The 20,537-nt window shown below is 64.9% G+C and carries 20 protein-coding genes; 16 read left to right on the forward strand and 4 right to left on the reverse strand.

Annotated elements, in window-relative coordinates; genetic code table 11:
• Positions 1-10 precede the first annotated feature (10 nt).
• From ACFTWF_RS21150 to ACFTWF_RS21190, 9 genes are all read left to right on the forward strand, one after another.
• Positions 11-1,207, forward strand: coding sequence for an MCE family protein (locus ACFTWF_RS21150; RefSeq protein ID WP_378463140.1), 1,197 nt, complete (start codon positions 11-13; stop codon positions 1,205-1,207).
• Positions 1,204-2,343, forward strand: a complete 1,140-nt coding sequence (locus ACFTWF_RS21155) for an MCE family protein (RefSeq protein WP_378463141.1) — start codon at positions 1,204-1,206, stop codon at positions 2,341-2,343. Before ACFTWF_RS21150 ends, ACFTWF_RS21155 begins: the two co-directional genes overlap by 4 nt.
• Positions 2,343-3,830, forward strand: a complete 1,488-nt coding sequence (locus tag ACFTWF_RS21160; RefSeq protein ID WP_378463142.1) for an MCE family protein — start codon at positions 2,343-2,345, stop codon at positions 3,828-3,830. The genes ACFTWF_RS21155 and ACFTWF_RS21160 overlap by 1 nt, the downstream gene beginning before the upstream one ends.
• Entirely contained in the window at positions 3,806-4,387 is a 582-nt protein-coding gene (locus ACFTWF_RS21165) for a hypothetical protein (protein ID WP_378463143.1), read from the forward strand. Before ACFTWF_RS21160 ends, ACFTWF_RS21165 begins: the two co-directional genes overlap by 25 nt.
• Complete coding sequence (locus tag ACFTWF_RS21170) at positions 4,384-4,914, forward strand: hypothetical protein (RefSeq protein WP_378463144.1); 531 nt, start codon at positions 4,384-4,386, stop codon at positions 4,912-4,914. The genes ACFTWF_RS21165 and ACFTWF_RS21170 overlap by 4 nt, the downstream gene beginning before the upstream one ends.
• Before the next feature lie 56 nt (positions 4,915-4,970).
• Entirely contained in the window at positions 4,971-6,011 is a 1,041-nt protein-coding gene (locus ACFTWF_RS21175) for an ABC transporter ATP-binding protein (protein WP_378463145.1), read from the forward strand.
• Positions 6,012-6,077: 66 nt separating this feature from the next.
• Complete coding sequence (locus ACFTWF_RS21180; RefSeq protein ID WP_378463146.1) at positions 6,078-7,523, forward strand: aldehyde dehydrogenase; 1,446 nt, start codon at positions 6,078-6,080, stop codon at positions 7,521-7,523.
• Between the two features lie 200 nt (positions 7,524-7,723).
• Positions 7,724-9,391 carry an AMP-binding protein gene (locus ACFTWF_RS21185; protein ID WP_378463147.1) on the forward strand — a complete coding sequence of 556 codons (1,668 nt, stop codon included), beginning with the start codon at positions 7,724-7,726 and terminating at the stop codon, positions 9,389-9,391.
• A 78-nt stretch (positions 9,392-9,469) separates the two neighbouring features.
• Positions 9,470-9,790 carry a 2Fe-2S iron-sulfur cluster-binding protein gene (locus ACFTWF_RS21190; protein WP_378463370.1) on the forward strand — a complete coding sequence of 107 codons (321 nt, stop codon included), beginning with the start codon at positions 9,470-9,472 and terminating at the stop codon, positions 9,788-9,790.
• Position 9,791: 1 nt separating this feature from the next.
• Here the strand turns inward: ACFTWF_RS21190 and ACFTWF_RS21195 are convergent, their stop codons facing one another.
• Both ACFTWF_RS21195 and ACFTWF_RS21200 read right to left on the reverse strand, forming a co-directional pair.
• Positions 9,792-10,916 (reverse strand): response regulator transcription factor, encoded by a 1,125-nt coding sequence (locus tag ACFTWF_RS21195; protein WP_378463148.1) that lies wholly within the window; start codon positions 10,914-10,916, stop codon positions 9,792-9,794.
• 44 nt (positions 10,917-10,960) lie between these two features.
• Complete coding sequence (locus tag ACFTWF_RS21200; protein ID WP_378463149.1) at positions 10,961-11,815, reverse strand: response regulator transcription factor; 855 nt, start codon at positions 11,813-11,815, stop codon at positions 10,961-10,963.
• Here ACFTWF_RS21200 and ACFTWF_RS21205 point away from each other — a divergent pair.
• From ACFTWF_RS21205 to ACFTWF_RS21225, 5 genes are all read left to right on the forward strand, one after another.
• The gene (locus tag ACFTWF_RS21205; RefSeq protein ID WP_378463150.1) at positions 11,801-12,082 is read left to right on the forward strand and encodes a hypothetical protein; all 282 of its coding nucleotides are present in this window, start codon (positions 11,801-11,803) and stop codon (positions 12,080-12,082) included. The two genes, ACFTWF_RS21200 and ACFTWF_RS21205, sit on opposite strands and share 15 nt — an antisense overlap.
• 298 nt (positions 12,083-12,380) lie before the next feature.
• Entirely contained in the window at positions 12,381-13,361 is a 981-nt protein-coding gene (locus ACFTWF_RS21210) for a zinc-binding alcohol dehydrogenase family protein (protein WP_378463151.1), read from the forward strand.
• Between the two features lie 55 nt (positions 13,362-13,416).
• Entirely contained in the window at positions 13,417-13,947 is a 531-nt protein-coding gene (locus ACFTWF_RS21215) for a MarR family winged helix-turn-helix transcriptional regulator (RefSeq protein ID WP_378463152.1), read from the forward strand.
• Between the two features lie 205 nt (positions 13,948-14,152).
• Positions 14,153-15,307 (forward strand): acyl-CoA dehydrogenase family protein, encoded by a 1,155-nt coding sequence (locus ACFTWF_RS21220; RefSeq protein WP_378463153.1) that lies wholly within the window; start codon positions 14,153-14,155, stop codon positions 15,305-15,307.
• A 27-nt stretch (positions 15,308-15,334) separates the two neighbouring features.
• Positions 15,335-16,132: an SDR family NAD(P)-dependent oxidoreductase gene (locus ACFTWF_RS21225; protein ID WP_378463154.1), complete on the forward strand. Its 798-nt coding sequence runs from the start codon at positions 15,335-15,337 to the stop codon at positions 16,130-16,132.
• A 66-nt stretch (positions 16,133-16,198) separates the two neighbouring features.
• Here ACFTWF_RS21225 and ACFTWF_RS21230 read toward each other — a convergent pair whose 3' ends face one another.
• On the reverse strand, positions 16,199-17,260 hold the full coding sequence (locus ACFTWF_RS21230; protein ID WP_378463155.1) for an extradiol ring-cleavage dioxygenase: 1,062 nt from the start codon (positions 17,258-17,260) through the stop codon (positions 16,199-16,201).
• Positions 17,261-17,380: 120 nt separating this feature from the next.
• Positions 17,381-18,196, reverse strand: a complete 816-nt coding sequence (locus ACFTWF_RS21235) for an IclR family transcriptional regulator (protein ID WP_378463156.1) — start codon at positions 18,194-18,196, stop codon at positions 17,381-17,383.
• A 195-nt stretch (positions 18,197-18,391) separates the two neighbouring features.
• Between ACFTWF_RS21235 and ACFTWF_RS21240 the strand changes: the two genes are divergently transcribed.
• Both ACFTWF_RS21240 and ACFTWF_RS21245 read left to right on the forward strand, forming a co-directional pair.
• The gene (locus ACFTWF_RS21240; protein ID WP_378463157.1) at positions 18,392-19,486 is read left to right on the forward strand and encodes an amidohydrolase family protein; all 1,095 of its coding nucleotides are present in this window, start codon (positions 18,392-18,394) and stop codon (positions 19,484-19,486) included.
• Entirely contained in the window at positions 19,473-20,456 is a 984-nt protein-coding gene (locus ACFTWF_RS21245) for an alpha/beta fold hydrolase (protein WP_185727638.1), read from the forward strand. The genes ACFTWF_RS21240 and ACFTWF_RS21245 overlap by 14 nt, the downstream gene beginning before the upstream one ends.
• Positions 20,457-20,537: the final 81 nt, after the last annotated feature.

Raw genomic sequence — 20,537 nt, forward strand, 5'->3', positions numbered from 1 at the left:
GGTACGTGAGATGGCACGGGCACTGCCGGCGAGACTGCTCGCCGTGGTGATCGCGGTCGCGCTCGTCGGGTTGCTGACCGCCGCCTGGATCGAAAACCACTCTGTCAACCACGTCACGGCCTACTTCCGGAACACCACCGGCATGTACGTCGGAGACCGGGTGATGATTCTCGGCGTCGAGGTCGGCCGCATCACGACGATCGAACCGGACGGCGAACGGGTTCGGGTGGAGTTCGATTACGACAACGAGTACGACGTCCCGGCCGACGCGAAGGCGGCAGTCGTCGCCCCGACCCTGGTGACCGGCCGCTACATCCAGCTGGCACCGGCGTACTCGGGTGGACCGACCCTGTCCGACGGCGACGAAATTCCGCTCGACCGGACCGCCGTCCCGGTGGAGTTCGACGAGATCAAGAAGCAGGTGGTCAAGCTCAGCGAGGATGCGGGCCGCACCCCGGAGCACCCGGACGGTTCACTCAATCGCTTCGTGAGCAGCACTGCCCACACCCTGGACGGGACGGGTACCGCACTGCACGATTCCCTCACCCACCTCTCCGACGCCGCCACCACACTGAATGCGAGCGGCGAGGATCTGTTCGGCACTGTCGAGAACCTGCAGAAGTTCACCACCGCCCTCGCCGCCAGCGACCAGCAGATTCGGGCGTTCAGCGGTGAACTGGCCAACGTGTCGGGGCTGCTCAACGCCAATCGGACCGAACTCGACGCACTGCTCAGCAGCATGCTGACCACGTTCCAGGAAGTCACGAAGTTCGTCGAAGACAACCGTGGGGCGCTGGTCGAGAATACCGGGCAGCTCGAAACCATCACCCGGTTGCTCGTCGACCGGCAGGACACCCTGATGTCGATCCTGCACGCCGGACCGACGGCTCTGTCGGACTTCTACAACATCTACGATCCCGATGCCAACTCACTCACTGGCGCCCTCGCCGTACCCGAGATGCCGGACCCACGCTCGCTCATCTGCGCGCTTTTGACCACCGTCGACGCCCCGCAAGATGAATGCGCCACAGCTGCTGGAGTTTTCGCCGCACCTTTGGCCAACGCGGCCGTGAAACAGGCAACGTCAGCACCCGTCGCCAATCCGACTCCGCCGGCAGGCGCGCCGGGTTCCCCCGGCCCGAGCGATCCCGTCGCCTCCATCACCCAGAGTCTCCAGAACCTCATTCTTCCGGAGGGACCACGATGACAACCACTTTGCGCAGGTCGGCGCTCACCGCGACCATGCTCGTCGGCGTCGTGGCCGTGGCGGCCGGGTGCCGATTCGACGGGATCAATTCGATCGGACTGCCCGGCAACGTGGTCGGAGGTGACGCACACGAGGTAACGGTCGAGCTGGCGGACATCCAGAATCTGGTGGGCAACTCGCCGGTGAAGGCCAACAACGTCATCGTGGGGAATATCAGCCACATCACGGGTGACAACTGGGGCGCGAAACTGACACTCGAAATCGATCCCGAGGCCGAGATCCCGGCGAACGTCAGCGCCAAGCTCGCGCAAACCAGCGTGCTCGGCTCCCAGTACCTCGAGCTGACGGTGCCGCCCGGTGTCGAGGCGGTCGGCGCACTCGCCGACGGCGACGTGATCCCCCTCGACCGCACCAGTCAGTACCCGTCGACCGAAGAGGTGCTTTCGGCGCTGGCCCTCGTACTCAACGGCAGTGGTTTACAACAGATCCGCACCGTGACCTCCGAGCTGAACCGCGTTCTGGGTGGCCGCGAGGAATCGTTGCGCAGCCTCTTCGGCAACCTCGAAGAGTTCGTCGGCGGTGTCGACCAACAGCGCGACGACATCGTCCGCGCGATAGACGGGCTCGACCGTCTCGGCGCGGAACTCGCCAGCCAGAATCAGACGATCGATCGAGGCATCACCTCGATCCAGCCGGCGATGCAGATCCTGGACGAGCAGCAGAAGCAACTCACGACGATGCTGAACGACGTCGGGCGGTTCGGCGAGATCGCCACCGAGGTTCTCGAGAGCAGCCGCGAAGACCTCGACGCGAATCTGCGGTCGCTGCAGCCGGTGCTCTCGCAGCTCGCCGCGGCCGGTGATCACCTTCCGGAAGCATTGAAGATCGCGGCGACGGTCCCGTTCCCGGTGACCACGACTCAGCGCGCCATCAAGGGTGACTACATGAATCTCTTCCTCACGCTCGACGTCAGCGCCGAGACAGTAGGCGGCAAGGTTCTCGGCAGCATCCCCCTCGACGAGTTGGCGGGACTGAACCCGGCTCGTCAAGCAGTGAATCCGCTGTTGGCACCCACCGGGGCAACGAAATCCGGCGGACCCGCAACCTCCGCACCGAAGAACGGAGTACCGCGCTGATGAGATCGAACCTCGTTCGCTTCCAGCTCATCGTCTTCAGCGTGGTGGCAGTTCTCGCTGTCGGCAACGCCGCGGTCAACTACCTCGGGCTGAAAAGGGTCACCGGTATCGGCATGTACACGATCACGGCGGAGTTCGACCGCGCCGGAGGACTCTATGCGAACTCCCTGGTGACGTACCGCGGCGTCGACGTCGGCGTCGTGAAGTCGATCGACGTTCGCCCTGATCGGGCGTCCGCAGAATTGCAGCTCGATTCGGACTTCGCTGTTCCCGCGAACAGCCAGGCATTCGTCCGCAGCGTGTCAGCCATCGGCGAGCAGTATCTGGACCTCGTTCCGGCGTCATCGGAGGGCCCCTTCCTCGAGGACGGTGACGTGATCACCGAGCAGAACACCGAGATCCCGGTGCCCGCCTCCGAGGTCGTCGACAAGGTGAACGTGCTCCTGTCGGAGCTGCCCAAGGACGATCTCCGGGTCACCGTCGACGAGGCCTACACCGCCTTCGACGGGGCTGGACCGGCCCTCTCGCGGCTCATCGACTCCTCGCGTCCACTGATCGAACTCGCGCAGGCCAAGATCGGTTCTACCCGAACCCTTCTCGACGACGCCGAACCTGTCCTCGAGGCCGGTGTCGACTCCCGGGCCGATATCGCGAGCTTCTCCCGCGATCTGTCGTCGTTCTCCGAGCAGTTGGTGATGAGCGACGCGCAGGTTCGCGGTGTCCTCGACAACGGTTCCCAGTTCTTCGACACGGTCAGCGGCACCCTCGACGACCTTCGCCCCACCGTTCCGCTGTTGCTGGCGAACCTCCAGACCGTGGGAGAGGTCGCCCGCGTCAACATCCCCGGAATTCAGCAGATCCTCGTGATCTACCCGGCGGTGTCCGCGTCGATCAACTACATGCACCGCGGAGTCCAAACGGACGACCGGGTGTACGGCCAGGGCGCCCTGGACGTCAAACTCGGCAACTCTGCGAACCCGCTCCCCTGCACCGAGGGTTACCAGGAAACGCAGCGCCGCGACCCCAGCGACGTCAGCTCGGCTCCGGCGCCGGAAAATTCCTACTGCAAGCTCCCGCAGGCAGATCCGCGGGTCGCACGAGGGGTACGGAACATCCCCTGCGCGACGAATCCCGCGGTGCGCACCGCCGAGATCGCGAACTGCCCCGGCGGCCTGCCGTCCACCTGGCCGGAAATGCTGGCCCGGCCAGGACAACCGTATGCTCCCCCGTCGACCGGCACCGGCGCACCGAACACGGGACCGATCGCGAGCCAACCTGCTCCCGACACTCCGGAACCTCTGACCGTCACGCCGGCTTCATGGACGAATTCGCAGGATCTTGCCGGCGGAGGCGGCACCACCAGCGTCCCGTACGACCCGATCACCGGGAACTTCCGGGCACCGAACGGCGATCAGTACTCGATCGCCAGCGTTTCTGCACCAAAGCTAGAGGAGGAATTGACATGGCAGGCACTACTGCTCCGGTAGAGGTCGAACCGGACCTCGATCACGCCGGAAACGATGCCGCGGCCGCGACAGCCGACTCCGAGGTGCATAAAAGTACCCGTGGTTTCATCGCGTCGATGGCGGTAATCGCACTCGTCGTCCTCGCCGCCCTCGTCGTCGGCGGCGTCTCGTGGACGAACCTGCGAGCGGAGCAAGCAGCACAGTCACGAGACGAACAGATACTGGAGACGGCCCGCCAAGTGGTCGTCGATCTGGTCACGCTGAGGCATCAGAGCGTGGACGAGGACATCCAGCGCGTCGCCGACGGCACCACCGGGCCGTTCCGGGACCAGTTCACCAGTGCGTCCGGCAGCTTCGGTGATGTGCTGAACCAGGGCCAGGTGGAGTCGACCGGCGAAGTGAAGGAAGCCGGGCTCGTCACGTCCGACGACGAGCATGCCGTCGTCCTCGCCGCCGTGACGTCGACGGTGAAGAACACGGAGGCACCCGACGGAGAGATCCGGGTCTACCGCATGAAGGTCTCGCTCGATTCGGTGGACGGCCGCTGGCTCGTCTCGGATGTGGAGTTCGTAGCATGAGAAATACATTCGCCCGGATACCCGAAGCGGTCGCATCCTGGTCCTTCGCGCGGCGGCGGGCCACCCGCTACCTCGCCGTGCTCCTCGCCGGTGGGCTCGTCGCGGCGACCGTCGCCATCGCTCTCCAGGTGCACGATCGCCACCAGGTCGACACCGCGGAGGGACAGGCCCGCGACCGCGCCACCCAACTGGTCGCCGACGTGCTGTCATACGACTTCAACACTGTCGACGCCCACTTCGCCGACATCCTTCCCAGTCTCGGCGGCGACCTCCGCGACCAGTTCGACAGCGTCGGCAAGGACGTCATCATCCCGTCGGCGAAACAGCGCCAGGTCGTCACCTCGGCGACCGTCGTCGAATCCTCCGTCGTCTCCGCGTCGGAACACGCGGTGACACTGCTGTTCTTCGTCAACCAGTCGACCACCAGCACCGATAGCACCGCACCGAAATTGGACGGAAGCCGCGTCCGAGTCGGCATGACCGAGCAGGAGGGTGCGTGGGTCATGACGGAAATGACCCCGGTCTGACCAGTTCCCCGAAACACGGGGATCAGCCGATGTTTTCGAAATTGTAGGAGGTAGTCGTGGGTGTCGAGGTATCCGTCGAGGGACTGACCAAGTCGTTCGGCTCACAGAAGATTTGGCAGGACGTCTCATTGACCCTTCCCACCGGCGAGGTCAGCGCCCTGCTCGGACCGTCGGGTACGGGCAAATCGGTGTTCCTGAAATCGCTGATCGGGTTGCTCCGCCCGGAGCAGGGGTCGATCGTGATCGACGGCACCAACATTCTGGAGTGCTCGTCGAAGGAGCTGTACGAGATCCGCAAACTGTTCGGTGTCCTTTTCCAGGACGGCGCCCTGTTCGGGTCGATGAACCTGTACGACAACGTCGCATTCCCGCTGCGGGAGCACACCAAGAAGTCCGAGGCCGACGTCCGCAAGATCGTCATGGAAAAGATGGAACTCGTCGGCCTCCTCGGGGCCGAGGACAAACTGCCCGGCGAGATCTCCGGTGGTATGCGCAAACGCGCCGGCCTCGCCCGCGCCCTGGTCCTCGACCCGCAGATCATCCTCGTCGACGAACCCGACTCCGGTCTCGACCCCGTCCGTACCACCTACATCTCCCAGACGCTGATCGACATCAACGCCGAGATCGACGCGACGATCCTGATCGTCTCGCACAACATCAACCTCGCCCGCACCGTTCCCGACAACATCGGCATGCTCTTCCGCCGCAAACTGGTGATGTTCGGCCCGCGGGAGGTACTGCTCACCTCGGACGAACCGGTGGTCAAGCAGTTCCTCAACGGCACCATGATCGGCCCGATCGGCATGTCCGAGGAGAAGGACGAGGCCACCATGGCCGCCGAGCAGGCAATGGTAGACGCCGGTCACCACGCCGGCGGTGTCGACGACGTCGAGGGCATCGTCCCGCAGATGAAGGCCACCCCGGGAATGCCGTTCCGCCAGGCGGTCGCCCGCCGCCAGGAACGTGTCCGCGAGATCATGCACACCCTGCCCGAGAGCGCCCAGATCGCCATCCAGGAAAGCTTCGAGGACAGCTTCGGGACCTACGACGACACCGAGGAATTCCCGCTGTACGAGGAACCCCTCGAATCCGTGTAATCCGCCGTCCCAGCAAATGACTCGGCAAGAAGAGCAACACAACTCAGATCAATGAGAGGAACCATCATGACGACGAACAACAACGCCTTCTTCATCGGGGGCGAGTGGCACGCGCCCACTTCCAGTGGCGTGATCACGGTCGTGTCTCCCAACGACGAGCAGGTGGTCGGTCACGCCCCCGACGGGGCCGAGGCCGATATGGACGCCGCTGTCGATGCAGCGCGCCGGGCCTTCGACGATCCGACCGGGTGGTCGCAGTGGGAGCCGGCGCGGCGAGCACAGGCACTGAACCGGCTGGCTGATGCGCTCGACAAGCGCGCACCCGACATGGTCCAGGCTGTGAGCTCTCAGAACGGCATGCCCGTCGCCGTCGCGGAGAAGCTGGAAGCGGTCTTCCCTCAGATCCTGCTCCGCTATTACGCGGGCCTGGTCGAGAACGACGGCTTCGAGGAAACGCGGCCGGGCCTGCTGGGCGGATCGACTCTGGTGACCAAGACCCCGATCGGTGTGGTCGGCGCCATCGTCCCGTGGAACTTCCCGCAGGCGCTCGCCGCATTCAAGTACGCGCCGGCTCTCGCCGCTGGGTGCACGATCGTCATCAAGCCGTCCCCCGAAACGGTCCTCGACAGCTACGTCCTCGCGGAAGCCATCGAAGAGGCAGACCTTCCGGCGGGCGTGATCAACATCGTGCCCGGTGGCCGCGAACTGGGCGCGTACCTCGTCTCACACCCCGGCATCGACAAGGTGGCGTTCACCGGGTCGTCGGCTGCCGGTCGTACCATCGCCGAGGCCTGCGGCCGCCTGCTGAGGCCGGTCACGCTGGAACTGGGTGGAAAATCGGCCGCCATCATCCTCGACGACGCGAATCTGGATCTCGCCACCGTCGGTGAGCAGCTGTTCGGCGCGACCATGTTGAACAATGGGCAGGTCTGCTACCTCGGCACCCGCATTCTGGCACCGCAGTCGCGTTATCAGGAGGTGGTCGACACGTTCAGCGCCCTAGCGGGGTCGCTGACGGTGGGAAGCTCCCTCGACCCCGCCACGATGATCGGCCCCATGGCGAGCGCCCGGCAGCGCGACCGCGTGGAGTCCTACATCGCGAAGGGCAAGGGCGACGGTGCCCGCATCACGGTGGGCGGTGGACGTCCCGCGGCCCTCGACAAGGGGTGGTTCGTCGAACCGACCATTTTCGCGGACGTCGACAACAACTACACCATCGCCCAGGAGGAGATCTTCGGCCCGGTGCTCTCGATCATTTCGTACCGCGACGACGAGGAGGCCGTCCGCGTCGCGAACGACAGCGACTTCGGACTCGGCGGCACCGTCTTCACCGCCGATCACGACCACGGGGTCGCTGTCGCTCGGCGCATCCAAACGGGAACTGTAGGTATCAATGGCTACCTTCCCGACCCGACGGCGCCCTTCGGTGGTGTGAAAGCCAGTGGTCTCGGACGCGAACTGGGTCCGGAGGCCCTGTCGGCCTACCTCGTGTCAAAGTCGATCTACCTGTGACAGTGCGGGTGTGGGTGTGGCACGAGCCGCGCCCACACCTCCACGCTCATCTCATTCCAATGAGGTATTTCACTCACCCCGCAGGGTGAGAATGCGTCCGTTTCATACCTTTTAACTCCACCCGGTCGGCACTATGGTTAGACCAATCACTCTGGCCTGTCTCCTGTCGAGGAGAGGCACCTGACAGCAAGGATCCGCGCATGGACGTCATGGAACACGCGGGAGCCATTCTCCCCGAGGACCGCTACAGTGCGAGCACCCTCGAGGCGTTCCGATCGAATGGCTACTGGCGCGACGAGAGCCTGGCCGAACACCTGGATCGATGGGCCACCATCGACCCGGACTTCGTCGCCGTCACAGACGGCTACGGATCCCTCACCCGAGGCGAGCTTCGGGCGCAGGCGTACCGCCTCGCGGCGTCATTGAAGAAACTCGGCGTCGTCAGCGGTGACCGCGTCCAGGTCCAGTTGCCGAACTGGAACGAATTCGTCGTCATCTACGTGGCACTCGCCAGGATCGGCGCCGTGCTCGTGCCGACGATGCCCGTCTATCGACACGACGAAGTCCGCTACGTTCTCGAGCACTCCGGTGCCAAGATCTCTTTTGTCACAGAAGAATTCCGGAAGTTCCGCTACACCGACATGCTGGCCGATGTCCGCCCCGAGGTTCCCGGACTCGAGCATGTCGTCGTCGTGCGCGGGGATGCGAGGGCCGGCGAGATCGCGTTCGACTCACTCACCGCCGGCGACCGCGTCCCCGGTGACGACGAACTCGGGCCGCCGCCGTCGGCCGATGCGGCCCACGCCATCATCTACACCTCGGGAACGGAGTCGCGACCGAAAGGCTGCCAGCACACCTTCAACACGCTCTCCTTCACCGTCCACGGACTCGGTGGACAGGTGATCGGCCTGAACCCCGACGACGTCATGTTCATGCCCTCCCCCGTCACCCACGCAACCGGACTCGCGGTGGGGGTCGCAACACCGCTGATCCTAGGCAGTGGGATCCACCTCCTCGACGTGTGGGAACCGGGCGAGGGTCTCCGGCGTATCGCGGAGTACAAGGCGACGGTCAGCATGGCCGCGACACCGTTCCTCCAGATGGCACTCGGGGCGATCGATGCCGGCGCCGATCACGACGTCAGCTCGATGCGAATGTGGGTCAGCGCAGGCGCTCCCATCCCGGAAAACCTTCTGCAGGAGTGGAAGACAGCTCTGCCCGCCTGCACACTGCTCCCGGTGTACGGCAGCAGCGAGGGTCTCCTGGTCACCGCGGTCCGCGAGGACGATCCCCTCGACAAGGTGCTCTCCTCCGACGGGCGGGCCTTCGACGGGGTCGATCTCGAGATCCGCGACGAGGGCGACGCCGTCGTGACGGCCGGCGAGGAAGGCCAGATCTTCTACGGTGGACCGGGCATCTTCCTCGGCTACTGGCGCGATCCCCAACGCACCGCCGCGTCGGTCGACGCGCGCGGCTTCCTGGCTTCCGGAGATCTCGGTCGCGTCGACGAGGACGGCTTTCTGCGCGTCACGGGACGGATCAAGGACCTGATCATCCGCGGCGGTATGAATATCTCCGCGCGGGAGGTGGAAGAACACCTTCTGGCACATCCGCGCATCTCGGGCGCGGCCGCGGTGTCCATGCCGGATCCCCGACTCGGCGAGAAGGTGTGCGCCTTCATCGAGGTGAACGGTCCCGCGCCGACCTTGGACGAACTGGCCGATTTCCTCCGAAACGAGCGGAAGGCCATGATGCAGAAGATTCCCGAGAAAGTGGTCGTCGTCGATCAGCTTCCCACCACCGCCACCGGAAAGATTCAGAAGTTCTTGCTTCGCCAGCAGGCTGCCGAACTGACCGGCAACGAGTAAGGCCACCAACACTTTCGGATACCACGAGCAGGGCTGTCGCAACGATGTTGCAGCAGCCCCCCGTTTCGTTCCCCCGACATCCGACGAATCACCTACGTGCTGCCCGACGGAAGTGAGTCGACGATCGACGTCCCGACCGGCCAGAGCATCATGGACGGCTCGGTCCGTAACAACCTCCCGGGGATCATCGCCGAATGCGGGGGAAGTTGCTCGTGCGCCACGTGTCACGTCATTCTCGACGAAGACTCCACGGGCCTGTTCGACGAGGCCACCGACGAGGAGCGTGATATGCTCGAATACCTCGAAGGGGTGCAGTCACATTCACGCCTGTCGTGCCAATTGATCGTCAACGGGCAGTGCGACGGTGTCCGAGTCGTCGTACCGGACACCAACGGCTGACTCAGGTGGTGCGGCGGGACGAGGTGTCGGAGTCGGTCATCTCGAGGTATCGGTAGATCGCCTCCGACCGGTTCATCGCCCCCAGCTTCCGCAGGATCTTCTTGACATGCGATTTCACGGTGAACACACTGATCACAAGTTCATCCGCAATTTCCGTGTTGGATTTTCCCGCTGCCAAGAGCTGGAAGACTTCGCGCTCGCGCCTCGTCAGTTCCGCCAGGCCCGGTGCGCGGCAATGGGAAGGCAGTGGCACCGGCGACAACGACGCAGCACCGGATCCACTCGGCTTTCCGAAGACGACTTCGGCGTTCGACAGTCCCTCGGCCTCACGACTTTCCTCTTGCAGGCGTTCGACGATCAATCGTTTCTGCTCGGTCAGTCGTTCGGACACCAGTGCCCGTTCGAAGAGGGTCCCGAAGCTGACGACGAAAGCATCGAGTAGATCCCGCTCGGAGATACTCGGGTTTCGTTCGTCGGCGCGACTGGCGTGAATCAGGCCGATGACCCCGGTGGAGACGGCGATCGGGGCCACGACATACCCTCCGGCACCGAAGACCGAGACACCTGCGACGGCCGAGGAATTCCCCGCCGAAAGCTGCGGATTCGGCAGTACGAGGACTGCAGCGCGCTTCTGGACTGCCTCGTCCTCCGGCGACCCCGGCGCTATCGCCGTCGACGCCAGTGCATTCACGTCGGGCGCAGAGCCCTTCTCGAACTGTGTCTCCACGATCGTCCACGCGTTGTCGTGGACCTCCGAGAGCAGCACACAGCCGAGGCCGGTCATCACGGCGGCCTCGGAGCACACGCTCCTGGACAACCCGGCCACTGTTTCGGCACCGCGCAGACGGCGGACGGCGCCTGCGAAGTCGGCGGCACCGACAACTCCGGACGAGGACGGTGCCGCGTGCAGACGGCGGCGGACATCTCGAATCTCGACGAGGAGCCGCCCGAGGAGCACCTTTTTGTCCGCTGGGATCGACGACAGTCCCCGAAGTCCTGCCTCCGTCGCCTCGTCCAGCATGGCGAGCACGAGGCCCGGTGACGCCTTCCGCGTCTCCGTCGGCGCCTCTGGCCCGAAACCGAATTCGTGACGCAAGCGACCGAGTAGCGAGACGGCGGTCGTCATGACTTCGGCGTCGCCTCGCGACCGTGCAGAACTCTGTGCCGGGGTCATCGTCGAGTCTGGTGGGAATAGAGCACTGCCGCCGCCGCCCGGGTCGGCACGCGCAGCTTCTTGAGGATGTGCTTGACGTGTGACTTCACCGTTCCCTCGGAAATCACGAGCATTTGCGCAATCTGATTGTTGGTGGCTCCGGTCGCGATGTGCGACAGGATCTCGCGCTCGCGGAATGTCAACACCGCATCGACCTCGACCGTGGACATCTCGTCGACGGCCCGCAGAGGGCTGCGAGGATGCTCATTCAGGCGAGGACGCAAGGCCAGTTCCGTCTTCTGCATGCGTTCGAGCATCGTATCGGTGGCATCGAAGGAGGCCGCGAGTCGCGACCTCTGCGCGTGGATCCGTTCCCGCAGTACCGCTTGCTCGTACACGAGAGCGAAGAATGTTGCGAAAGCGTCCAATCGGTCGCGGTCGTCCGGGTCGAGCGACTCCCGCAAGCCAGGACGATCGGCATGAACTAGGCCTATCACTCGGCCTTTGGAGACAATCGGTGCGGCGACATAGCTGGAGCATTGTGAGGCAATCACGATCTCTTTGAATGTCCGGTCGTCGTCTGCCGGTGTCGGGACGAGGGCGGGCACTCGCCTGCGAACGAGTTCCGTCTCCAGCCGCGCCTCCGACAACGAAAATTCCGCGCAATCCACGAAGTCCGAGAAATCCATCGGTGACCCGTCGAACTCGGGCTGCACGTGAAGTCTCTGCGGCCGCCACAGCGATCCACTGATCGCCGAGATCATGGCGCGCGCGAACGGGAGCGCCGAACAGATCGCCAGAGGTGCCGCCTGGACGATGTCGTCGGATGCGAGATCACGTAGCCCGGCCGCGGCGTCGTGGACGGCACGCAACTCGGCGGCACGGCTGATGGCCGCGCTCTCGGCACACCGCTCCTGGTGTTCTTCGATCCGGACCAGGAGGAAGCATGCCTCCTCGATGTCGGCCTCGGGCAGGCTTCCCTCGGTCAGCGCCTGTCCGAGTTGATGTCGGGCGGCGGCAAGTGCGGGGTAGACATCATCGAGACTCTGAGCACGGAAGGCCGGCCCGAGGATCTTCTGTGCCAGCTCTACGTACTCGTGTGCATGCTGGACAAGCTCCTCGTCTCGCACTGCGACTGACTGCTCGGTCCGAATCATTGCGCTCCGTAGTTCGGTCGCCTCACGACGTGGATTGCGTCACGGGGCAGACGTTCCTCACCCGGCAACCATTATATGTGACTGCCATCACTAAACACGATGCGTGCGCTGGAGGCAAGACGCGAAACGGGCACACCGCGCACAAGGAATCATTGCCCAATCACGTTGGGCAAGCGCGAGTTCTAGAGATCACTCCGAAGCGCCTCGGGGATGACCGCTCGCACAGAGCGCTCCTCCGGAACAATGATACCATTCAAAAGGTACGACCGAAAGGATTGCTGTGGACGCGGTGGTTTTGCGAGAGTTCGGTGCACCGGACGTCTTGACGCTGGAGTCGGTTGCCGACCCCGTCGCCGACCCGGGCTGGGTTACCGTCCGAGTGAAGGCGGCTGCACTGAACTGGCACGACGTACTCGTCCGCCAGGGCAGGTACTCGTCCCCATTACCCCACGTACCCGGAGCCGACGGCGCGGGAATTCGCACGGACACCGGCGAGGAGGTCCTCGTCCTCCCGTCGCTGTGGTGGGGCGATCGAGAAGCCGCTCCGAGCGCACGCTGGGAAATCCTCGGTGATCACCAGCGGGGCACGTACGCCGAACTGGTCCGTGTCCCGCAGGACTGCGTCGCCCCCAAACCCCGCGGCCTCAGCTGGGAACAGGCAGCCGCGCTGCCCCTCGTCGGACTCACGACGTATCGGGCTCTCTTCACCCGCGGCCGCCTCCGCGCCGGCGAGAATCTTCTCGTCCTGGGCGCCGGCGGCGGCGTCGCGACCATGGCGGTGATGCTGGCATCCGCGGTGGGAGCGCACGTGACCGTCACCTCGTCGTCGACGTCCAAGATCGCGCAGGCCAAGGAACTCGGCGCCGCGAACGGTGTGCTCTACACCGACCCCGAGTGGCCGGACGCCGCGCGAGCGCTGACCCCGGACGAGCAGGGGTTCGATCTCGTTCTGGACTCGGTGGGAACGTGGGAACAGTCCATCGCCGCGCTGCGACCGGGCGGCCGGTTGGTCGTGCTCGGGGCGTCACGCAGCGAGCTCGCCAGCCTCGACGTCCGGCCGTTCTACTTCGGCCAGTACGAACTGATCGGAACCACGATGGGCAGCCCGCAGGACTTCGCCGGACTTCTCACACTTCTCGACGCGAAGACCGTCGCGCCGGTTCCCATCAGCGCGGTATTCCCGCTCGCGGAGGCGGCGGCCGCGCACAAGCATCTCGAACAGGGAGGCGGATTCGGCAAGGTCGTCTTGTCACTCGCCTGAGAGCGGTGTCTATCATCGACCGCGACGTGGTTCGGTGACGAGGAGAGGACGCGCAGTGGCGAGTGAACTGCCGACGCCCGCCGACGACGATCGCGGTGATGTGGTCGACTGGATGCGCACCGAATGGGCGGGGTCGCAGGATTCGGCCGAACTGGAGTTCGCCACCACGATGGCGTTGCTGCGCACCCACCAATGGGTGGTCCGGGCCATGGACCAGGAGTTGCGCTCACTTCGGTTGTCGCGCAATGCCTACCTCATTCTGACGTCGCTGCAACTCTCCGAGGGCCGAACCCGCACGCTCGGCAAACTGAGCAAGTACCTGATGGTTCATCCCACCACGGTGTCGATGGCGGTCGACCAACTCGTGAAGGCCGGCCTCGTCGAACGGCGCGCGCACGCGACGGATCGCCGCACCGTCCTCGCCACGCTCACCCCGGCCGGTGTGGACGTGGTCGAGGATGCCAACACTCGGCTGGCAGGGGTCCGCTTCGGCCTGGCCTCGGTCGATACCGAGACGCTCGAATCCCTGGTCGAACAACTGCAACTCGTCCGTCGCGCCGTCGGCGACGTCGAAACCGGGCACTGAGACCCGCACCTCTTCTCTGCCGACAGGCCGACCGTGACGGCCTGCAGCGACCCGTCGGACACCTCTTGCCTCAAATGCTTTGGCGACCTACTATTCAAACCTAGAATACTTCTCATGGGGACGGACGGACCGCCCGGCATCCACTGCACGCCGGCGCTTCCTCTCCCACATCCCCGGCCAAAGCAACGCACAGGAGCACATTCCGATGGTTTCTTTCGCTTTCACCGACGAACACGAAGAGTTTCGAAAGACGCTGGCAGCGTTCAGCGATCGCGTCCTCCTCCCCGGTTACCGCGACCGAGCGGCATCAACCGAGTTCCCCTTCGACATCATGAAGAAAATCGGCGACCTCGGCCTGCTCGGCATCGGCCTGCCCGAGCAGTACGGCGGAACCGGCGCCGAAGATCCGGTTCTGCTCGGAATCGCGACCGAAACACTGGCATACGGCGACGTGAACATGGCGTCGGCGCCCGTCCAGATCGGCCTCGTCGCCTCGCAGTTGGCGCTGTGCCGGGACGAAATCCAGGAACGCTACCTTCCTCCCCTCATCAGCGGTGAGCAGACCATCGCCATCGCCCTGACGGAACCCGGGTCGGGTTCCGACGCGAGCGCGCTGACGACCACGGCAACAGCAGTCGACGGCGGATGGCGGTTGAACGGCGAGAAGACTGCGATCTCCTGGGCCATGAATGCCACCGCCGCACTCGTCTATGCGCGAGAGCCAGGATCCAGCCGTTCTCGCGGCGTCAGTTGCTTCGTCGTGCCACTCGACGCGGACGGCGTCACCGTCAGCCACATGCCGGGCATGGGCTGCCTCCCCTTGGGATGGGGCAGCATCCACCTGTCCGACGTCTTCATTCCCGAATCGCACCTCGTCGGTGAACTCGGTAAGGGATTCCACTCGGTCATGGAACACTTCGACTTCAGCCGCGCCGCACTCGGTCTGATGTGCCTCGGGGCCGCGAAACAAAGCCTGGAGGAAGCCGCCGCCTACGCCCAGCACCGGGAGACGTTCGGACAGCCCCTGTCCGAGCACCAGGGACTCGCGTTCCAATTCGCCGAGCACGCCACCTATCTGGAAGGCGCACGCTGGATCTGCTACCGGGCGCTGTGGCTTCGTGAGACCTCCCAGCCGCACACTGCCCTCGCCTCGATGAGCAAGTGGTGGCCGCCTGTCGTGGCCAAGAACGCCATCGAATTCGCCATGCGCGTCCACGGCAACCTCGGCTACTCGACGGAATCACCCCTGCAGCAACGCTACCGCGACGTCACCGCGTACCTCGTCGCGGATGGCACCGCCGAGATCCAGAAACGCATCATCGCCAAGGACATCTTTGCCCGCGGCACCGTCTCCCTCTGACCCACATCACTTGAACGGAGCACACCAATGACTACATCCGACATCGCCCCGCCGAAGGATCTGAAGGACTGCGGCGCCCTCGTCGTGGGCGGCACGGCCGGTATCGGTCTGGCGACCGCCGTGGGCCTCGCCGAGGCCGGCGCTCCGCGCGTGATGATCGTCGGCCGCAGCGCAGAGCGCGGAAGGGCAGCGCAGGAACGCATTTCGTCCGTCAATCCGTCGTGCGCCGTCACCTTCCTGTCTGCGGACGCGACGACCCTCGACGGCGCCGTATACATCGCGTCCGCAGCCGAGCGAATCCTGGGCGGCGTCGACATCCTGGTCTCGACGACCGCCCCCGATGTCCGGCCGGAACTCTTCGCGAACATTCCCACCGACGACATCGCACGGACCTTCAACCAACTGGCGCTGCCGAGCATGTATCTCGCGAGCGAGATCGTCCCGCACATGACGGCTCGAAAGGGCGGCGTGATCATCAACGTCGCGTCGGACGCGGCCAAGACCGCCACGCCGGGCGAGTCCGTGATCGGTGCCGCAAAGGCGGCCATTGTCATGTTCAGCCGCACTCTGGCCATCGAAGCCAAGCGCAACGGAATCCGCGTGAACGTCCTGACTCCGTCGCTCGTCAACGGAACCGGATCGACCGAACGGATCACCTCCGACGGATTCAGTGCAAAACTGTTCGCCAAGGCCGCACAGCAGGCGCATCTCGGCGTTCCGGAGTCGGAAGACCTCGCGGCCCTCGCCGTCTTCCTCACCTCCCCCGCCGCGCGGCGGCTCACCGGACAGGCCATCAGCGTCAACGGGGGTATCTCGGCGGCCTGAGTCCGCTCTGCGTCGCGTTGGCCGAGAAGTGGCCGGTGGTTCGAAAACCACCGGCCCACGGCCGCCCTATTGGTACACGGCGAATGCCTTGTTGGAGTTGAAGACGTCGGTCACCACGAGGTCCGACCATTCCCGGCGCAAGCCGAGTTCCTCGACCGCCCCGAGCATGCAGAACCAGTTCAGGATCTCGTGCTGGCCGGCGTCGACGACCTCTGCGCTGGTGTAGCTACGCATCAGCGCGAAGTCGTCTTCGAGCAGGGCCTTGTAGATGCGCATGTCGGCGTCGGTGTCGGGGCGCATGTGCCACAGCTTGTCTGCGAGGAAGGCGTGGGACCAGCTCGAGGAGGCGACGAACGCCACGCGGAGGTCGCGGTCGCGGAAATGCTGCGCGACCGCTCGACCCACTTGGAAACACCGCGCCGGCGTCGGGCCCGCCGGGTCGAGAACCTCCGACTCGATGTCGGCGAATCTGGCCAATCCACCCTTTCGCGCGATGGCGTGCTGCCCATAACAATTGACGGTCATCGGGATGAAGGGGTACGACATCTCCGCGCCGGCGTTCTCGTAGTCGAGGAATAGCTGTGTGTTGAGGATGGCGTGCGGAAAGTGTGCGCCGGCACGCTTCTTGTACGAGTAGGCCATGTCGAATCCGCGCTCGATCAGACCGTCCGTGAGTTGCCTGGCTCCAGCAACGTCACCGTGCATCACGATCTCGAAGTCGTCCGGCTTGCCCCAGACGTTCGGGCTACCCCTCTCATTCATCACCTCGAACGCGGGAACCTCGAGGTCGCCGTAGGCGAGCACACAGAACGGTGGCACCACCTCTTCGCGGAAGTTCTCGTACTGGTCGTCACCCCACACCACGACGACGTCGGGGGCGAATTCGTCGATTGCTTCACGGACCCGAGTCAGATCCGCCACCAGCTCCGCACGATGTGCGGCCGCAGCGGCCGTACCACCGTCGTCGGACCACTCGCGGCGCATGCGGTCCGGCCAATTGGCGGGATCCTTCTCCTCGGCCGGGATGTCCGGGTCGGTGAGGGTCCATCGCAGCAGGCCTGCCATGTGCTCGTCGGTGCCCGCCAGCAACGGGTAATGGGTCATGCCGCAAGCGAGGAATTCTGCCATGGGCCGTCCTTTCTGAGGTGACGCCTCGGGCGCCGTCAAACGCGCCGGGCGGGTCGCTCCCCCATCGTGTGACGCGCCGATACCGCACGCACCACAAGTTCCACTGCCCGGAACGCGGCGTCAGTCGTCGAACGGAAAGAGATCTCCTCTGCCCTGGGAAAGCATCTGGGCTGTGTCGCGGCTGATGCGGTGGGCGGTCAACTTGACGGCGTTGATCATCGACTCGGCGACCTGCTTCGACGAGTCGAACTGGACGGCGATCGCCCCCATCGGCCGGCCTTTGATCAGGACGGGCGCAGCGATGTTTCCCAGGCCCAGGACCACACCGTCCTTCTGGATCGCCGCCCCCGACACCCGTACGCGCTTCAGTTCGTCGGAGATCTGCACCGGATCCGTCACGGACTTGGGCGTCATTCCGAGAAGCGGGCCCGCCAGCAGTTCGGTGAGTTCGTCCTCGGGGAGGTAGGCCATCATCGCCCGGCCCATCGCGGACAGGTGCGCGGGGATCCGGGTGCCGACCTCACCGATGGGTCGCGTGTGATCCACGGCGAAGAGCGCCTGCAGCACGACGACCTCGTTGCCCCTGAGGACGCCGAAGTGCACGGATTCCTTCGACCACGCCTGCAACTGTGCCAAGTGCGGCAACGCGACCTCGCGCATTCCGTCCACCGGCATGGAGGAAACCAGCTGCAGCAGGCGGATACCGAGTCGGTACCCCGCACCGTGTTCCTCGATCACATCCAGCTCACCCAATCGCTGCAGCAATCGGTGGACCGTCGACTTGGGCAAACCTGTCTTACGGCTGATCTGAGTCAGGGTCAGAACCCGATCACGCTCGTTGAACGCTCCGATCACCGAGAACGCTTTCGCCAGGATGGAGGGAGGCGTGCTCTCCGCGCCACCGACGTCGTGCTTGTCCTCTGCCATGTGCACCATCCGGGCCTCCGCACTCTCCGCTCCGCCGACCCACGGGGAAAACCCACTGTAACGGCGGTCACAACGCGCCTGTTTTCAGGGTACGGGTTTCAGCGACCGGTTCCAGCCCCCGGAACAGCCGCGGCGGCCACCGTGCGGAGGCCCCTAACGTTCCCTCCGATCCGGCTTGCTCGACGACGTGGGTGAATCGGCGAAATGAACGGATGCACGCGACAGGAGGCCCTCGTGGTTCCACCCGGCACCATCGATGTGCATGCTCACTACTTCCCGCGAGACGCTCCTCCCCCCGAGGTCATCGCGGGATTCCCGCGAGCACCTCGATTGGTGGTCGACTCTCCGACGGAGGGAAGGCTGGTCCGCGGGTCCGACGATTTCCGCACCGTCCGGAGCGCCCTGTGGGATGTGCCGGCACGATTGGCGGACATGGACCGTGCAGGCGTGGCGGTGCAGGCGATCTCCCCGGTTCCTGTCATGCTGGAATACGACGCTCCAGCAGCGCCATTCGCCGGCTACTGCCGCTGGGTCAACGAATCCGTCGCCCGTGCGGTGGACGACGGCGGCGGCAGGCTCGTCGGGATCGGCACGGTCCCCGTTGCTTCGCCTCGTGAATGCCTGGCCGAATTGCGTTATCTTTCGGAAGTTCTGGGGCTTCGTGGGATCGAGATCGGCACCCACATCGGGGGAATGGAACTGGACGATCCAGAGTTGGAGTACTTCTTCGACGCCGTCGACGGCCTCGGACTCGCGGTCCTGGTCCATCCCGTCGACGGTGGCGGCGGCGCGGTCCGCCGTTCCGGATTCACCTACGACTTCGGACTGGGGATGCCGTCGGACACCGCGTTGGCGGCGACGGCCCTCGTCTTCGGAGGAGTCCTGGACCGCCACCGTGGCCTCCGCATCGCCATGGTCCATGGATGCGGCACCTTCCCCTGGGCATACCCGAGACTGCGCCTCGGCGCACAGATCGCCGGCACTCACACACCGGAGGAGCTGGACCACCTCGTATCGCGGCTGTATGCAGACACATTGGTGTTCGATGCGGCCCACCTGCCGGCCTTGGTGCATCGCTTCGGCCCGAACAGGGTGCTGCTCGGCAGCGATCACCCGTTCATCCCGGGCCAACCCGACGGCGGCCTGGCGGACTTGGATTCTGCGGCAGAGCATTTGCCTCCCGGAGCGGTGCCGAGAATCCTGCGCGACAACGCGCTCGAGTTCCTCGGTCTGTCTTCCGGCGAGCTCGTCACCGATCACTTCTCACCGATAAAGGAAGATCACTATGGCACTCACTGATGAAAATCTCGTCGACGTTCCCGGGCTCGCCAGCCGCTGGGTACGACTGGCGAACGGCGCCCGCGCGCATTACATGACTGCCGGCACGTCAGGCCCCGCCGTGGTCCTGCTCCACGGCGGTCTGCCCGGGTCGTCCGGCCTGGCGGGGTGGCGCTTCATGGCGCCCTACCTCGCGGAGCACGGTTTCCGCGTCTACTGCCCCGACATGCCCGGCTTCGGCCTGTCTGACACGCGGGAAGAGTATTGGCCGGACGGCATGGAGTCGTTCGTCGACTTCATCGACCAGTTCGCCACCGCTCTGTGCCTCGACGAGTTCCATCTCGCCGGAAATTCCATGGGCTGCATGAACACGGTCAACTACACGGTTGCACACCCGGACAAGGTCAAGAGTTTCATCCTGATCGCGGGAGATGTCGGCGACGTGGTTCCGGAGCACCTGACCCCACCGGCCGGCGAGTTCCGCCTCACCGCCTACGACGGCACCCGTGACGGAATGCGCACGATGATGGAGGCGATCATCCATCGAGGCGAGGCGATCAGCGAAGATCTGATCGACATGCGTTACCTTTCGGCGAGGGACCGGATGGATGCACACGCGAAGTTCTGGCCCACTCTCCTGCAGTACCGCCGGATCACCGATTGGACGGACGAGAATCGCGCCGCCCGTCTGGTGACGAAGGGGCGTCTGGACCGGTTGAGCACGCCCGGGCTCTACCTCTACGGCCGACAGGACATCCTGACTCCGGTCGAGTGGGGGTATGTCCAGGAAGATCACCTGCCCAACGTCCAGTTCTTCTATCCCGACGAGTGCGGTCACCAGGGTCAGACCGACCGACCCGATTTGTTCAACCCGGTCTTCCTGGAGTTCTTCCGGGACGGCAAGGTGTCCGGGGATCTGGCCGACGCCGCGGGCGTCTCGGATCGCCGCCCCGAGTTGCCGCTGATCGATCGCTCCCTCGTTACTGCCTGACTGTCCCACCCGAAAGGCCGACACCGGATCTCAGGATCCGGTGTCGGCCTTTCGGCCGTTTCTGTCCATCGCCGTGAGGTG

The organism is Rhodococcus sp. NPDC056960 (assembly GCF_042674125.1).
In the GTDB taxonomy this organism is placed as follows: Bacteria; Actinomycetota; Actinomycetes; order Mycobacteriales; family Mycobacteriaceae; genus Rhodococcus_F.

Excerpts from the sequence above, each read along its gene's own strand:
- ACFTWF_RS21150 (WP_378463140.1), top strand. The coding sequence starts at position 11 with ATGGCACGGGCACTGCCGGCGAGACTGCTCGCCGTGGTGATCGCGGTC.
- ACFTWF_RS21155 (WP_378463141.1), top strand. The coding sequence starts at position 1,204 with ATGACAACCACTTTGCGCAGGTCGGCGCTCACCGCGACCATGCTCGTC.
- ACFTWF_RS21160 (WP_378463142.1), top strand. The coding sequence starts at position 2,343 with ATGAGATCGAACCTCGTTCGCTTCCAGCTCATCGTCTTCAGCGTGGTG.
- ACFTWF_RS21165 (WP_378463143.1), top strand. The coding sequence starts at position 3,806 with ATGGCAGGCACTACTGCTCCGGTAGAGGTCGAACCGGACCTCGATCAC.
- ACFTWF_RS21170 (WP_378463144.1), top strand. The coding sequence starts at position 4,384 with ATGAGAAATACATTCGCCCGGATACCCGAAGCGGTCGCATCCTGGTCC.
- ACFTWF_RS21180 (WP_378463146.1), top strand. The coding sequence starts at position 6,078 with ATGACGACGAACAACAACGCCTTCTTCATCGGGGGCGAGTGGCACGCG.
- ACFTWF_RS21185 (WP_378463147.1), top strand. The coding sequence starts at position 7,724 with ATGGACGTCATGGAACACGCGGGAGCCATTCTCCCCGAGGACCGCTAC.
- ACFTWF_RS21195 (WP_378463148.1), bottom strand. The coding sequence starts at position 10,916 with ATGACGACCGCCGTCTCGCTACTCGGTCGCTTGCGTCACGAATTCGGT.
- ACFTWF_RS21220 (WP_378463153.1), top strand. The coding sequence starts at position 14,153 with ATGGTTTCTTTCGCTTTCACCGACGAACACGAAGAGTTTCGAAAGACG.
- ACFTWF_RS21225 (WP_378463154.1), top strand. The coding sequence starts at position 15,335 with ATGACTACATCCGACATCGCCCCGCCGAAGGATCTGAAGGACTGCGGC.
- ACFTWF_RS21230 (WP_378463155.1), bottom strand. The coding sequence starts at position 17,260 with ATGGCAGAATTCCTCGCTTGCGGCATGACCCATTACCCGTTGCTGGCG.
- ACFTWF_RS21235 (WP_378463156.1), bottom strand. The coding sequence starts at position 18,196 with ATGGTGCACATGGCAGAGGACAAGCACGACGTCGGTGGCGCGGAGAGC.
- ACFTWF_RS21240 (WP_378463157.1), top strand. The coding sequence starts at position 18,392 with ATGAACGGATGCACGCGACAGGAGGCCCTCGTGGTTCCACCCGGCACC.
- ACFTWF_RS21245 (WP_185727638.1), top strand. The coding sequence starts at position 19,473 with ATGGCACTCACTGATGAAAATCTCGTCGACGTTCCCGGGCTCGCCAGC.